The sequence below is a fragment of the Cystobacter fuscus genome (assembly GCF_044360685.1).
Lineage (GTDB): Bacteria > Myxococcota > Myxococcia > Myxococcales > Myxococcaceae > Cystobacter > Cystobacter fuscus_C.
Genome location: NZ_CP043491.1, coordinates 5,905,237 through 5,918,391 on the forward strand (window position 1 = coordinate 5,905,237; position 13,155 = coordinate 5,918,391).

Annotated in this window: 12 protein-coding genes; 7 read left to right on the forward strand and 5 right to left on the reverse strand. The window is 68.1% G+C overall.

Annotated features, from left to right (window positions below; all coding sequences use genetic code 11):
- Window positions 1-12: 12 nt before the first annotated feature.
- The 5 genes from F0U63_RS24240 (at window position 13) to F0U63_RS24260 (ending at window position 4,572) form a co-directional block, all read left to right on the forward strand.
- Window positions 13-816, forward strand: coding sequence for a tol-pal system YbgF family protein (locus F0U63_RS24240; RefSeq protein ID WP_395848280.1), 804 nt, complete (start codon window positions 13-15; stop codon window positions 814-816).
- A 40-nt stretch (window positions 817-856) separates the two neighbouring features.
- A complete protein-coding gene (locus tag F0U63_RS24245) occupies window positions 857-1,987 on the forward strand; it encodes a PQQ-binding-like beta-propeller repeat protein (protein ID WP_395848281.1) in 1,131 nt (376 codons plus the stop codon).
- Window positions 1,984-2,415, forward strand: coding sequence for a (deoxy)nucleoside triphosphate pyrophosphohydrolase (locus tag F0U63_RS24250; RefSeq protein WP_395848282.1), 432 nt, complete (start codon window positions 1,984-1,986; stop codon window positions 2,413-2,415). The genes F0U63_RS24245 and F0U63_RS24250 overlap by 4 nt, the downstream gene beginning before the upstream one ends.
- Window positions 2,415-3,299 (forward strand): ribonuclease H-like domain-containing protein, encoded by an 885-nt coding sequence (locus tag F0U63_RS24255; RefSeq protein WP_395848283.1) that lies wholly within the window; start codon window positions 2,415-2,417, stop codon window positions 3,297-3,299. Before F0U63_RS24250 ends, F0U63_RS24255 begins: the two co-directional genes overlap by 1 nt.
- Before the next feature lie 139 nt (window positions 3,300-3,438).
- Window positions 3,439-4,572: a serine/threonine protein kinase gene (locus F0U63_RS24260; protein WP_395848284.1), complete on the forward strand. Its 1,134-nt coding sequence runs from the start codon at window positions 3,439-3,441 to the stop codon at window positions 4,570-4,572.
- A gap of 4 nt (window positions 4,573-4,576) precedes the next feature.
- On the opposite strand, the gene F0U63_RS24265 is transcribed toward F0U63_RS24260, so the two are convergent.
- The gene (locus F0U63_RS24265) at window positions 4,577-5,119 is read right to left on the reverse strand and encodes a hypothetical protein (protein WP_395848285.1); all 543 of its coding nucleotides are present in this window, start codon (window positions 5,117-5,119) and stop codon (window positions 4,577-4,579) included.
- A 383-nt stretch (window positions 5,120-5,502) separates the two neighbouring features.
- Here F0U63_RS24265 and F0U63_RS24270 point away from each other — a divergent pair, with 383 nt between their 5' ends.
- Window positions 5,503-7,590 carry a S46 family peptidase gene (locus F0U63_RS24270; RefSeq protein WP_395848286.1) on the forward strand — a complete coding sequence of 696 codons (2,088 nt, stop codon included), beginning with the start codon at window positions 5,503-5,505 and terminating at the stop codon, window positions 7,588-7,590.
- Window positions 7,591-7,698: 108 nt separating this feature from the next.
- Here F0U63_RS24270 and guaA read toward each other — a convergent pair whose 3' ends face one another.
- On the reverse strand, window positions 7,699-9,252 hold the full coding sequence (guaA, locus tag F0U63_RS24275) for a glutamine-hydrolyzing GMP synthase (protein WP_395848287.1): 1,554 nt from the start codon (window positions 9,250-9,252) through the stop codon (window positions 7,699-7,701).
- Window positions 9,253-9,348: 96 nt separating this feature from the next.
- Here guaA and F0U63_RS24280 point away from each other — a divergent pair, with 96 nt between their 5' ends.
- Complete coding sequence (locus tag F0U63_RS24280) at window positions 9,349-9,951, forward strand: hypothetical protein (RefSeq protein WP_395848288.1); 603 nt, start codon at window positions 9,349-9,351, stop codon at window positions 9,949-9,951.
- Between the two features lie 31 nt (window positions 9,952-9,982).
- On the opposite strand, the gene guaB is transcribed toward F0U63_RS24280, so the two are convergent.
- From guaB to F0U63_RS24295, 3 genes are all read right to left on the reverse strand, one after another.
- Window positions 9,983-11,440 (reverse strand): IMP dehydrogenase, encoded by a 1,458-nt coding sequence (gene guaB, locus F0U63_RS24285; RefSeq protein ID WP_395848289.1) that lies wholly within the window; start codon window positions 11,438-11,440, stop codon window positions 9,983-9,985.
- 126 nt (window positions 11,441-11,566) lie between these two features.
- Complete coding sequence (locus tag F0U63_RS24290; protein WP_395848290.1) at window positions 11,567-12,319, reverse strand: DedA family protein; 753 nt, start codon at window positions 12,317-12,319, stop codon at window positions 11,567-11,569.
- A gap of 365 nt (window positions 12,320-12,684) precedes the next feature.
- Window positions 12,685-13,140, reverse strand: coding sequence for a cyclic nucleotide-binding domain-containing protein (locus F0U63_RS24295; protein WP_395848291.1), 456 nt, complete (start codon window positions 13,138-13,140; stop codon window positions 12,685-12,687).
- Window positions 13,141-13,155: the final 15 nt, after the last annotated feature.

A 13,155-nucleotide genomic window follows, 5' to 3' on the forward strand; every position in this document is an offset into this window, starting at 1 on the left:
GTGCGCACCACCGTGGCCGAAAAGTCCGAGAAGATGACGAAGCAGGAGCTGACCGCGCAGGACGCCTTCCAGCTCTATGGCGCCGAGGCGAGTAACTGGCTGATGAAGCGGCAGCAGATCATCGGCGCCGCGCTGGGCGTGCTGCTGGTGGGAGGACTCATCGCCGCGACGGTGCACTACTTCTCCAGCCGCGGAGAGGAGAAGGCCTCCAAGCAGCTGGGCCAGGCGCTGACGGTGCTCGAGCGGCCGGTGGTGACCGGGGTGGATCTCCAGCCGGCGGAGGCGGGACAGGAGCCGCCCTTCAAGTCGGAGAAGGAGAAGGACGAGGCGATCGTCAAGACGCTGAGCGACTTCCGCGCGGCGAATGGGGGCTCGGACGCGGCGGTGACGGCGGCGCTGCCCCTGGGCAAGGCGCAGTACCGGCTGGGCAACTACGACGGAGCGCTCGCCGCCTTCGACGAGTACATCGCCAAGGGCGAGAAGAACGAGCCGCTGATGGTGTCGGCACGCGAGGGCCAGGGCTATGCCCACGAGGCCAAGGGGCAGCTCGACCAGGCGCTCGCGTCCTTCCAGGAGATGGCGAAGCTGGACGCGGGGGGCTTCCTGCAGGGCATGGGGCAGTACCACCAGGCGCGCATCCTCGTGGCCCAGGGCAAGAAGGACGAGGCGGCGCAGCTCCTGGCGGACCTGAAGTCGACCCAGACGAACACGGCGGCGGGACGGCTCGCCACCGAGCGGCTGGCGGTGCTCGCGGCCGAGGGCGTGAAGATTCCCGAGCCGAAGGCGGCTCCGGCCGCGGCCCAGGACGCGGGGTAGACGCGGGCCTATGAGGATTTCGCGCTGGTGGAAGTCTTGGGTGGGTGGGCTCGGGGCGGTGGGCCTTCTGGGGGCCTGCCAGACGGTGCCGGTGTACGGCAATCCGGTGACCTCCGCCCCCGTGCAGCCGCCCCGTCACTACTTCTCGGTGGACTGGTGGAAGCCGCTGGTCGAGCCCACGCTGCTCGAGTACGCCCCGCGAGAGCAGGCCCGGCCCGCCTATGACGAGCGGAACGAGCGGGTGATCGCGCTCACCCGGGACGGGTATGTGCGCAGCCTCGGAGCCGGGGGCCGGGAGGCGTGGAGCTACCGGGTGGGCACGCTCTTCTACGCGGGCGCCACGGTGGACGACGGCACGGTGTACGTGCCGGGCACGGATGGCGGGCTGCATGCCCTGGACGCGCGCACGGGTCAGTTGAAGTGGAGGTACGCGGCGGAGGAGGCGCTGGCGACGGCCCCGGTGATCGCCGGCGACCTGGTGCTGGTGGCCTCGCAGAGTGACACGCTGTTCGCGGTGAAGCGCGCCACGGGAGAGCTCGCGTGGCTGTACCGGAGGGATCCTCCGGCGGGCTTCACCATCCACCGGACCTCCACGCCGGCCGTGCGGGGTGAGACGGCCTGGGTGGGCTTCTCCGACGGCTCGCTCGTGTCGCTGGACCTGGCCGATGGCGGCGTGCGCTGGGAGAAGTCGCTCGCGCAGACGGGCGCCAGGCAGTTCATGGACGTGGACACCTCGCCCGTGCTGGATGCGTCGGGCCGGGTCTACGCCGCGTCGTACACGGGGGGCCTGTATGCCCTCGAGGCCGAGACGGGCGACGTGGTGTGGACCTCGGTGGCGCAAGGCATCACCTCGCTGATGGTCCACGGGGACGTGGTGATCGCCACGGGGGATGACCGCCTGGATGCGTACCTGGCGGACAATGGGAAGCTCATCTGGTCGCGCCCCCTGGAGGAACGGGCCGGGCTCGAGGCGGTGTTGGTCAAGGGCATGCTCCTGGTGCCCGCCCAGTACTCGTTGCTCTTCGTGGATCCGCGCACGGGCCGCTCGCGCATCGCGTGGAACCCGGGCAAGGGCATCTCGGCTCCGCCGCGGGTGGTGGGGAGCAAGGCGTACGTGCTGTCCAACAACGGCTACCTGTACGCCCTGCGTCTGGATGGGAGGAGTGGTTGACCTCGGGGGCGGTGAAGAAGGCGGTGCGGGTGGTGGCCGCCCTCATCTACCGGCCCGGGGATGACACCCGGTTCCTCGTCCAGCAGCGCCTGCCGGGGGGAAGCCGTGGACTGCTCTGGGAGTTTCCAGGCGGCAAGGTGGAGCCCGGCGAGTCCGAGCCCGAAGCGCTCGTGCGCGAGTGCCGGGAGGAGCTGGATGTGACGCTCCACGTGGGAAGGCGGCTATGGGCGGGCAGACACGAGTACCCGGATCTGACGGTGGACCTGACGCTGTACGTGGCCCGGCTGGAGTCGGGGGAGCCGAAGACCCTGGGAGCCCAGGCGCTGGCGTTCCTGACGCCGGAGCAGATGCGGACGCTGCCGTTCTGCGAGGCGGATCTTCCACCCCTGGAGGAGCTGGTGGCGGGCAGGTTGGGTCCGCTGCGCTGATGGTGCGGCGCACCTTCCAGCTCATTCCTGGCGTAGGCCCCTGGAAGGAGAAGGATCTCTGGGCCCGCGGCATCCACACCTGGGAGGACTTCCCGGAGAGTGGCGTGGTGCTCGGACAGAAGGTGGATGGACTGGCCCGCCAGCGTCTGGCCATGGCCCGAGAGGCCCTGGAGCGCAAGGATCTGGCAGCGCTGGCGGCCATGATTCCCCCTCGTGAGCACTGGCGGCTGTACCCCGAGTTCGCTCGCGACGCGCTGTACTTCGACATCGAGACGAATGGAAACCAGGAGCAGGAGCCCACGGTGGTGGCCCTGTTCGACGCGGACGGCCTGCGCGTCTTCATCCTCGGACGCAACATGGACGAGTTGCCCGAGGCCATGGCGCAGCGGCGCTTGTGGGTGACGTTCAACGGCTCGTGCTTCGACGTGCCCGTGCTGCGGCAGTACTTCGGCAAGCGCTTTCCCACGCCCGAGGCGCACATCGATCTGCGTTTCGTGTGCCGCCGGCTGGGCATGGGGGGCGGGCTGAAGGAGCTCGAGGACAAGCTGGGCCTGGGACGGCCTCCCCACATGAAGGGCGTGAACGGGTGGGATGCGGTGCTGTTGTGGCGCGCCTATCTCGCCCGGGGCGACGTGGAAGCCCTGCGCTTCCTGGTGGAGTACAACCTCTATGACTCCTTCCAGCTGCGCGCGTTGATGGACACGGCCTACAACCGCGCCCTGGACGATCTGAACATGGACGCCGTCGCGCGGCTGCCCGTGTTCGAGCGGGGCGAGGTCCTCTACGACGTGAGCCGGCTCATCCTGGAGCTCGGGCCCACGCAACGCGACTTGAAGGTGCTCGAGCGGGTGCGCGCCCAGGATCGGGATCTGCGCCAGGACTGAGGCCGACAGCTCGGGGAGGTCGGGCGGCCGTGTCAGTCCGGGCTGGTAGGGTGGTTGACGCTGGAGGTTCGGCGCTCAAGCCCTACCTCTGGCATTACCCGGCGCGGCGTTGGCGTGCAGCACAAAGGAGAGCCCGAAGATGTCCATCGACAGGTCCGAGTCCTCGACCCCTCCCAAACTTCTCTTTTCCGTGGATGGAACCCGGTACGAACTCGTTCGGAAGTTGGGCCGCCGCCATTCGGGGGAGCTGCTGTTGGCCCGGCGCCGCCACGCGATGGGACCGGCCGGATGCGTCGTGCTCAAGCGGCTGTCGCGGCCGGTCAATGAGAAGCAGAAGCAGCGCCTGGTGCAGGAGGTCCAACTGGCGTACCGGCTCGACCATCCCGGCATCGCCAAGGTGTACCAGTGGATGCTGCATGGAGGGCGGCCCTACGTGGTGATGGAGTACGTGGAGGGGCATTCCCTCGAAACCGTCCTGAGCGTCGCGGCCATGCGGCAGCGGCCCATGTCCGAGGCCTTCGTCTGCCACGTGGCCTCGGAGATCGCGGATGCACTTCATTATGCGCATACCCGGACGGATGAACGGGGGCGATTCCTGGGGATTGTCCATCGGGACATCCAGCCGGAGAACATCCGGGTGGGCATCAATGGCGAGGTGAAGCTGGTGGATTTCGGAGTCGCGTACTCGCTGTTGCCAGGACGGGATGCCACCACGGCCTCGGTCTTGCGCGGGGACATCGCCTACGCGTCCCCCGAGCGCATGCGCATGGAGCCGGTGGATCACCGCTCGGATTTGTTCTCGTTGGGCCTGGTCATGCTGGAGCTGCTCACCGGCAAGCACCTGTTCGACCTGGAAGACGTGGAGCAGGCGGCGCGCGCGGCGGGCCCAGGAACGGTGGAGGTCCACGTGCGGGATGAGCTTCGCTGTGAGGAACCCAGCTGGGTGCCGGTGGCGGAGATGGCCGCGCGCATCGAACGGTTCGGCCCCGCGGATGTGGAGCGGGCCACCCAAGGACTCTCCGAGCCCCTGCGGGCCGTGGTGCACCGGACCCTCCAGCGCGAGCCGTCCGCCCGTTATGCGTCGGGACTGGAACTGCGTGACGCGCTCCGGGCCTTGCTCGTGGTGAAGGGCCGGCCCTATGGACGGCCGGAGGCGGCGCGCGAGGTGCTGGTGGCCGTGAAGGAAGCGGAGTTGTTGCGCGCGTCCGCGGATGTTCTCGAAGCGGATGTCTTCCCGGAGCCCTCGCGCCGGACGACGACGACCGAACACTGAACCCTTAGCGAGAGCGTCGTTTCTTCGCGGGCGGCGGTGGTGGTTTTTCCTTTTCCCCGGACACCTGGAAGGGCATCCGGATGTCGGCGATTTCCCGGCCCTGGGCGTCGGTCATCGAGGTGCCAGTCTGCGCGTCGATGACCAGGACATAGCCATGGCCGGACTTGAGCGGCGTGGGCAGGGAGATCCGGTAGAGCACTCCGTCGGAAGACTCCTCGGCGGTGTCATCCGATACCAGGGCCCGATCGGACTCGTCGAACAAACGGACGCGGTAGTTGCGCAGCGACCGCGAGCTGCGCAGCTCGAGCGCCGACGTGGGCTCCACGATCGGACGTCCTTCTTCCTCGCCAACCACGGGAATGGACTCCGTGCCGGCGTCCGCCAGGGTGTAGCGAAGCGTGAAGGTGGCGGGCCCGGGTTGAGCGAGTGCCGCGTCCGGTGGGGAGATGGCAGCCGTGCCGGCATCCTCGGTGGGGGCGGAGGGCTTCGGACATCCGGCCAGGCTCAGCGCGGCCGCGCCGACGACGCTCAAGGAGAGGAGTCGCATAGAGGCGGGAGACCCTATGTCCCCAAGCGGAACCCGAGAAGCGCGAACATGCACCGGGTACGGGAGCCCGGGAGCCGCCCGGGGGCCCTGGGACGCACTCCTGCCTTGGAGTCTGATAAGATGCGTTATGTAAACTAAGTGGCTGGGTGGAGACTGGGGCTCCGTCACCGGTCCTCCAGCGCCCCTCAGCCTCTCCCCACGCCCACCGGGACGGCCGATGCGCCGAGCCAGGCCCGTGTACCGGATCGGCAAGCACCTCAGGACGTGACCGTGGAATCAACGCCCTGCTCGTGTGTTGGCGGGCCCGGAATTTTCGGGCGCTTTGACGGCGACCCACGATTCCCGGAACAACTCCGCGCCCCTGCCGCCCCGAAAGGAAACCCATGAAGCGCCTGCTTCTCACCGCCTCTCTGCTTGGCGTCGCTCCCGCGCTCGCCGACGAAGGCATGTGGACGTACAACAATTTCCCCTCCGCCACGGTCAAGGCGAAGTACGGCTTCGAGCCCTCCCAGGACTGGCTCGACACCGTCCGGTTGTCCTCGGCCCGCTTCGGCTACGGGTGCTCGGCGAGCTTCGTCTCCGCGGATGGCCTGGTGATGACGAACCATCACTGTGCTCGTGGCTGCATCCAGCAGCTGTCCACCGCCAAGAAGGATCTCATCGCCAACGGCTTCTACGCCAAGACGCCCGCCGAGGAGCTCCAATGCCCGGCCCTGGAGATCAATCAGCTCCAGGAAATCACCGATGTCACCGAGCAGCTCAACACCGCCACCCGGGGCCTCACCGGAAAGGCCTACGCCGACAGCCTCAAGGCCGAGATGGCCAAGCTGGAGAAGGCCTGCACCACGAGTGATCAGGTCCGCTGCGACGTGGTGACCCTGTACCAGGGCGGCCGTTACAACCTCTACAAGTACCAGCGCTTCCAGGACGCGCGGCTCGTGTTCGCGCCCGAGCACGCGATCGCCTTCTTCGGCGGCGATCCGGACAACTTCGAGTTCCCCCGGTACGACCTGGACGTGGCGTTCGTGCGCGTCTACGGCAAGGACGGCAAGCCCGCCCGGCCCAGCCACTACTTCAAGTGGTCCGAGCACGGCGCCAAGGAAGGCGAACTCACCTTCATCCCGGGAAACCCGGGCCGGACCTCGCGCGGCCTCACCATCTCCCAGCTCGAGTTCCTCCGGGACGTGGCGCTGCCCCGGCAGCTCTTCCGGCTCTCGGAGCTTCGCGGACTCGTCACCGAGTACCAGAACCGCGGCGCCGAGCAGAAGCGCACCTCCAACAACCTCCTCTTCGGCGTGGAGAACGGCCTCAAGGCCAACAAGGGCAAGCTCGAGCAGCTCGCCGACAAGAACTTCTTCGCCCAGAAGCTCGCCGCCGAGCAGGAGCTGCGCTCGAAGGTCAACGCGGATCCGAAGATGAAGGCCAGGTACGGCATGGCCTGGGACGAGATCGCCCGCGCCCAGCAGACCTACCGGAACATGCTCAAGGAGTACGAGGCCCAGGAAGGCGGCCCGAGCTCGCAGTTGTTCGGCCTGGCGCGCACCCTGGTGCGGGCCGCCGAGGAGCTGCCCAAGCCGGATGCCGAGCGGCTGCGGGGCTTCAATGACGCCAGCCTGCCCACCCTCAAGCTCCAGACGATGAGCAAGGCGCCCATCTACCCGGAGCTGGAGGTGGCCCAGCTGACGTTCTCGCTCACCAAGATGCGTGAGGACCTCGGGCCGGATCACCCCTTCGTGAAGAAGGTGCTCGGCAAGGAGTCTCCGCGCACCCTGGCCACCCGGGTCGTCCAGGGCTCCAAGCTGGCGGACCTCAAGGTGCGCGAGCAGCTGTTCTCCGGTGGCAAGGCGGCCATCGCGGCCTCGAAGGATCCGATGATCCAGCTGGCGCTCCTGGTGGACCCCGACGCCCGCGCCATCCGTACCCGGTATGAGACCGAGGTCGAGGCCGTCATCCGCAAGAACAGCGAGCTGGTGGCCCAGGCCCGCTTCGACATCTACGGCACCAAGATCTACCCGGACGCCACGGGCACCCTGCGCCTGTCCTTCGGCGCCGTGAAGGGCTACCCGGAGGACGGCAAGCAGGTGGAGCCCTTCACCCGCATGAGCGGCACCTTCGAGCACGCCACCGGCGAGGAGCCGTTCGCCCTGCCCAAGAGCTGGCTCGCCGCGCAGAAGCAGCTGTCGCCCAACACCCCGATGAACTTCGTCACCACCAACGACATCATCGGCGGCAACTCGGGCTCGCCCGTCATCAACCAGAACGCGGAGATCGTCGGCCTCGTCTTCGACGGCAACATCCAGTCGCTCGGCGGGGACTACGGCTACGACGAGACCGCCAACCGCGCCGTCGCCGTCCACAGCGATGCCCTCATCGAGGCGCTCCAGAAGGTCTACAAGGCCGATCGCATCGTCCAGGAGCTGCGCCCTGGCACCGCGTCCACCGGCAAGGGCGGCTCGGGACCGCAGCAGTAGTCCGCCGCGTCCTCCCGGACAAAACAAAGCGGACAAAACAAAAAGGGGCTGCCCGGTGAGTCCGGGCAGCCCCCTTTGTTTTTTGTCTTCTTGTTTTGTGTCTTCGCCCTACTCCCACTCGATCGTCGCGGGCGGCTTGGACGAGACGTCGTAGACGACGCGGTTGATGCCGCGCACCTCGTTGGTGATGCGCGTGGAGATGCGCTCGAGCACCGGGTACGGCAGCCGCGCCCAGTCCGCCGTCATGCCGTCCACGCTCGTCACCGCGCGCAGCACGCACGTGGACTCGTAGGTGCGCTCGTCACCCATGACGCCCACGCTCTGCACCGGCAGCAGCACCGCGAACGCCTGCCACAGCTCCCGGTACAGCCCCGCGTCCCGGATCTCCTGCTGGACGATGGCGTCCGCGCGGCGCACCAGCGCCAGGCGCTCCTCGGTGATTTCCCCCAGCACCCGGATGGCCAGACCCGGCCCCGGGAACGGCTGCCGGGACACCATCTCGTCCGGCAGCCCCAGCTCGCGGCCCAGCACGCGCACCTCGTCCTTGAACAGCTCGCGCAAGGGCTCCACCAGCTTGAGGTTCATCTTCTCCGGCAGGCCGCCCACATTGTGGTGGCTCTTGATGGTGACGGAGGGCCCCTTGTACGACACGGACTCGATCACGTCCGGGTACAGCGTGCCCTGTGCGAGGAACTCCGCGCCCCGCACCTCCTGCGCCGCCTCCTCGAACACCGCGATGAACTCGCGGCCGATCGTCTTGCGCTTCTTCTCGGGATCCGTGACGCCGGCGAGCTTGCCGAGGAAGCGCTCGCGCGCGTCCACCGTCTTGAGCGGCACGTGGAAGCGGTCCACGAAGAGCGCCTCCACCTGCGCGCGCTCGTCCTGCCGCAAGAGCCCGTTGTCCACGAAGATGCACTGCAGCCGCGCGCCGATCGCCCGGTGCAACAGCAACGCCGCCACCGAGCTGTCCACGCCGCCCGACAGGCCACAGATGACCCGGCCGTGCTCGCCCACCTGGCGGCGGATGGCCTCCTGCGCCTCCTCGATGAAGCCCTTCATCGTCCAGCTCCCGCTCACCTTGCAGTCGGTGAACAGGAAGGCGCGCAGCATCTCCTTGCCCGCGGGCGTGTGCACCACCTCGGGGTGGAACTGCAGCCCGTAGATGGGACGGGTGCGGTGCGCCGCCGCCGCGAAGGGCGAGTTGCCGCTGCGGCCAATGGACTCGAAGTCCGGAGGCAGCGCGTCCACCCGATCGCCGTGGCTCATCCACACCTTCACCCGCTCGCCCACGCCGAACGCCGCCAGGGGCCCGCGCGACGTGAGCACCTCCACCTCCGCCGACCCGAATTCACGATGCGCCGAGCGATCCACCCTGCCGCCCAACAGCTTGGACAACAATTGGAGCCCGTAGCAGATGCCCAGCACCGGCACCCCGGCCTCGAAGACGAAGGCGTCACACCGCGGTGCGCCCTCCGCGTCCACCGAGAAGGGGCTTCCCGACAGGATGATGCCGCGCGGGGCGAAGCGGCGGATCTCCTCGGCCGACAGGTCCGGCCGGTGAATCTCACAGTACACACCGAGCTCTCTCACCCGGCGCGCGATGAGCTGCGTGTACTGACTGCCGAAGTCGAGGATGAGAATCTTCTCTGCGTGGATATCCACCACACTCTCCCTGGGATGCGCGCGTTGACGGATGCGGCCCTTACCGCTAGAAACTTTCGGAAATCAACCTTTAAGTCCCGCTCGAAGAGGTCCTGGATGCGCCTGCCCGCCGTTGCAACCGTCTTGTTGCTGTCCTCCGCCGGTTGCGTGAAGGAAATCTCCTCGGATGAGCGCCTGGATCGCGAAACGGAGTTCCTGCAGGCCCGTGGCACGCAGGACGCCGCCGCGCTGGGCAAGGTGCACTGCGACGACACGGGCGATGCCCTCAACCAGGCGCGCAACGTCAACCGCCCCGAGACCGATCGGGTGATCAGCTACATCGAGCTCTACAGCTCGCTCATCAAGCGCAAGGCCACCTTCGACGAGGCGATGACGCGCAACCCGGACCTGAACTACACCGAGGGCAGCCAGAAGCTCGTGGCCGCCCGGGACAACTGCATCCAGCAGGCCGCGGACGTGAAGGTGGAGTTCGAGACCTACGTGCGCGAGCTGGTGAGCGTGCCCACCGTGCAGGAAATCAAGGGCGGCAACACCGTCACCGTGGCCCGGCTGGACTTCAACACCCTGCGCCAGGCCATCGACACGCTCAACCCCGAGGACAAGGAGCAGCTGCTCGCCCGGGTGCTCGCCACCGAGAAGCAGGTGGGGCCCGCGGGCGGTGACGACGAGCCCGCCGCCCCGCGCAAGCGCGGCAAGTAGCCGCCGCGCCGCACGGCTCCCCTCCCGCGCCCTACTCCACCCGGTAGTTGGGCGCTTCCTCGGTGATGATCACGTCGTGCACGTGGCTCTCCTTGAGTCCGGCCGAGGTGATGCGCACGAACCGGGCCTTGGCGCGCAGCTCCTCGATGGTGGCGCAGCCCACGTAGCCCATGCCGCTGCGCAAGCCCCCGAGCATCTGGTGGATGTTCATCCCCAGGCTGCCCTTGTAGGGCACGCGGCCCTCGATGCCCTCGGGCACGAGCTTCACCGCCTCCACGTCCGACTGGAAGTAGCGATCCTTGGCGCCCTGCTTCATGGCGCTCAGGGAGCCCATGCCGCGGTAGCTCTTGTAGCTGCGGCCCTGGTACAGGATGACCTCGCCCGGCGCCTCGTCGGTGCCCGCGAAGAGCGAGCCGATCATCACCGTGCTCGCCCCGGCGGCGAGCGCCTTGACGATGTCGCCCGAGTACTTGATGCCGCCGTCGGAGATGATGGGCACGCCGTGCTTGTCCGCCTCGCGCGAGCACTCGTCCACGGCGGTGAGCTGGGGCACGCCCACGCCCGCCACCACGCGCGTGGTGCAGATGGAGCCGGGGCCGATGCCCACCTTCACCGCGTCCACCCCCGCCTCGATGAGCGCCCGGGTGCCCGCGGCCGTGGCCACGTTGCCGGCGATGAGCTCGAAGCCGCGGAAGTTCTTGCGCGTGTCGCGCACCGCGTCGATCACCCCGCGCGAGTGGCCATGCGCCGTGTCGATGACGATGACGTCCACGCCGGCCTTCACCAGCGCGTCCACCCGGGCCTCGCGGTCCGCCGAGGCGCCCACGGCCGCGGCGCACAACAGCCGGCCCTTGGAGTCCTTGGCCGCGTTGGGACGGGTGCGGCGCTTCTCGATGTCCTTGATGGTGATGAGGCCGCGCAGCTCGAACTGCTCGTCCACGATGAGCAGCTTCTCGATCCGGTGCTCGTGCAGGAGCTTCTGCGCGTCGGGCTGGCTGATGCCCTCGCGGCCGGTGACGAGCTTGCGCGTCATCACCGTCTCCACCTTCTGGCCCAGGTCCGTGACGAAGCGCACGTCGCGGCTGGTGACGATTCCCACCAGCTTGCGGCCCTGCACCACCGGAATGCCGGAGATGTTGTACTGGCGCATCAGCTCGATGGCGCGCGCGAGCGGCGCCTGCGGCTCCACGGTGATGGGATCCACCACCATGCCGCTCTCGAACTTCTTCACCTTGCTCACCTCGAGCGCCTGCTGCTCGGGGGTCATGTTCTTGTGGATGACGCCGATGGCGCCTTCCTGCGCCATGGCGATGGCGGTGCGCGCCTCGGTGACGGTGTCCATGGCGGCCGAGAGCAGCGGAATGTTCAGCCGCAGGTTGCGCGTGAGCCGGGTGGACAGGTCGGCGTCGCGGGGAAGCACCTCGCTCTCGGCCGGAAGGAGGAGGACGTCATCGAAGGTCAACGCGAGCGGGACATCGGGGATCAGCATGGGCGCTCCCGGGGGGAAAAGTGCCGCTTCCATACGGGTTGGAGACGGCAGGCGCAATGATCCGGTGTTTTTCACCCCCTGTTCCCCCGCTCCCCAGGCGGAAAAAGGGGCTCATCCGCGCCCGGCTCACTCGCGGATGCGCAGGCCCTCGCTACCCGAGGACTTCTCGAAAACGGAGGCACTGGCCGAGGGAGCCTCGGAGGCCATGCCGGTCAACAGGTGGGCCGACAGCGACCCGGGCTTCACCGCGGCCTTGAGCGCCTCGGCGCGCAGGGCGCCCAGCCGCTTGCGCCACAGGAACGCACCCAGGCCCACCACCACGAGGCCGCCCACCACCACGAGCTGCCCTTCCTTCATCCGCTCGATGGCGTAGTCGAGCTTGTCGCCGAAGTGGAAGCCCAGCCACACGAAGAAGGGCGCGGACAGGAGCGCCGCGAGCCCATCCCAGAAGATGAAGCGGGCGTAGGACATGCCCGCCGAGCCGGCGGTGAAGTACGTCACCGCGCGCACGCCGGGCAGGAAGCGGGCGATCATCACGATCTTCTGCCCGTGCAGGGCGAAGAGCCCCTCCACCCGGGCGCGCTTGTCGGGCGTGACGACGCGCGCCAGAAAGCCCGTGGGCGAGCGGCCCACCTTCGAGCCCAACCGCCGGCCCGCCAGGAAGATGAGGCTGTCGCCCACCAGGATGCCGCCGAAGCCAATCAACATCATGCCGGCCAGGCTGGCCGCGCCCTTGTGGGCGAGGAAGCCACCCAGGATGAGCGAGATGTCCTCGGGCAGGGGCACCCCCAGGCCACACGCCACCAGGATTCCGAACACGGTGACGTAGGCGAGGACGCCGTGGGTACTGCCCAGCAAGTTGGTGAGGAATTCTTGCACGCTCGTGTCTCTCTTCGCTTCCGTGGACGCCCCGGACACTACCCGGCGCCGCCCTTGAAACGCCCACGCATCAACCACGCCTGCTTCGCGAAAACTCCGGGACCGGCTCCAGGATAGCGCTCATGCCTGTCCGCTCGCTCTTTCCCTGGAGGCGCCCTGCTTCCCTGCGTAGGAGCGGCCAGGCGCTCGCGCCATCTTTCCCGCGGCGTCCTCTCTGAAAAAGCGCTCGATGAGGTAGGTCCAGGTGGCAGCCGCTGGCCATCCTGTATGCCAGGAACTTCCCGTCACGCACACGCTCCGCTCCGCCCCGGGCATTCGGGCCTCGCCGCGGGCGAAAGGTAGCACGGAGCGCGACAAGGAGCGGGTCACGGTTTGCCCACGAGCGACTTCATGGCGCCCTGGTTGTCGCGGACTTTCTGGCTGAAGTGGAGGATGACGCTCATCAGGAGCTTCACGCAGGCCTGGGGCTTCTGGGTGGTGAGCTTCTGGAAGTCCGCGTGGCGGATCTCCACGGCGAGCACATCGGTGAGGGCGGTGGCGGTGCACAGCCGCTCTCCCTTCTGGATGAGGGCGAGTTCGCCCAGGGGCTCGCCCCCTCCTACCTCGGCGAGCGCCACCTCTCCGCCCGTGGGACTCTTCGCGCTCAAGCGCACCGAGCCCTCGTGGACGATGAAGAGCGAGTCTCCGGTACGCCCTTCTTGAAAGAGGGCCGAGCCCTTGGGAAAGGCCCGGGCCACTCCGATGGCGGCGAAAATCTGGATGCCGACATCGGAAAAGTCCTTGAAGAGCGGGCACGCCTTGAGTGCGGCTGCGACCTCCATGACGGGGGGTCCTAG

Coding starts and splice junctions, on each gene's coding strand:
- guaB (WP_395848289.1), bottom strand. CDS start 11,440: ATGCTGATCCCCGATGTCCCGCTCGCGTTGACCTTCGATGACGTCCTC.
- F0U63_RS24295 (WP_395848291.1), bottom strand. CDS start 13,140: ATGGAGGTCGCAGCCGCACTCAAGGCGTGCCCGCTCTTCAAGGACTTT.
- F0U63_RS24255 (WP_395848283.1), top strand. CDS start 2,415: ATGGTGCGGCGCACCTTCCAGCTCATTCCTGGCGTAGGCCCCTGGAAG.
- F0U63_RS24270 (WP_395848286.1), top strand. CDS start 5,503: ATGAAGCGCCTGCTTCTCACCGCCTCTCTGCTTGGCGTCGCTCCCGCG.
- F0U63_RS24265 (WP_395848285.1), bottom strand. CDS start 5,119: ATGCGACTCCTCTCCTTGAGCGTCGTCGGCGCGGCCGCGCTGAGCCTG.
- F0U63_RS24260 (WP_395848284.1), top strand. CDS start 3,439: ATGTCCATCGACAGGTCCGAGTCCTCGACCCCTCCCAAACTTCTCTTT.
- F0U63_RS24280 (WP_395848288.1), top strand. CDS start 9,349: ATGCGCCTGCCCGCCGTTGCAACCGTCTTGTTGCTGTCCTCCGCCGGT.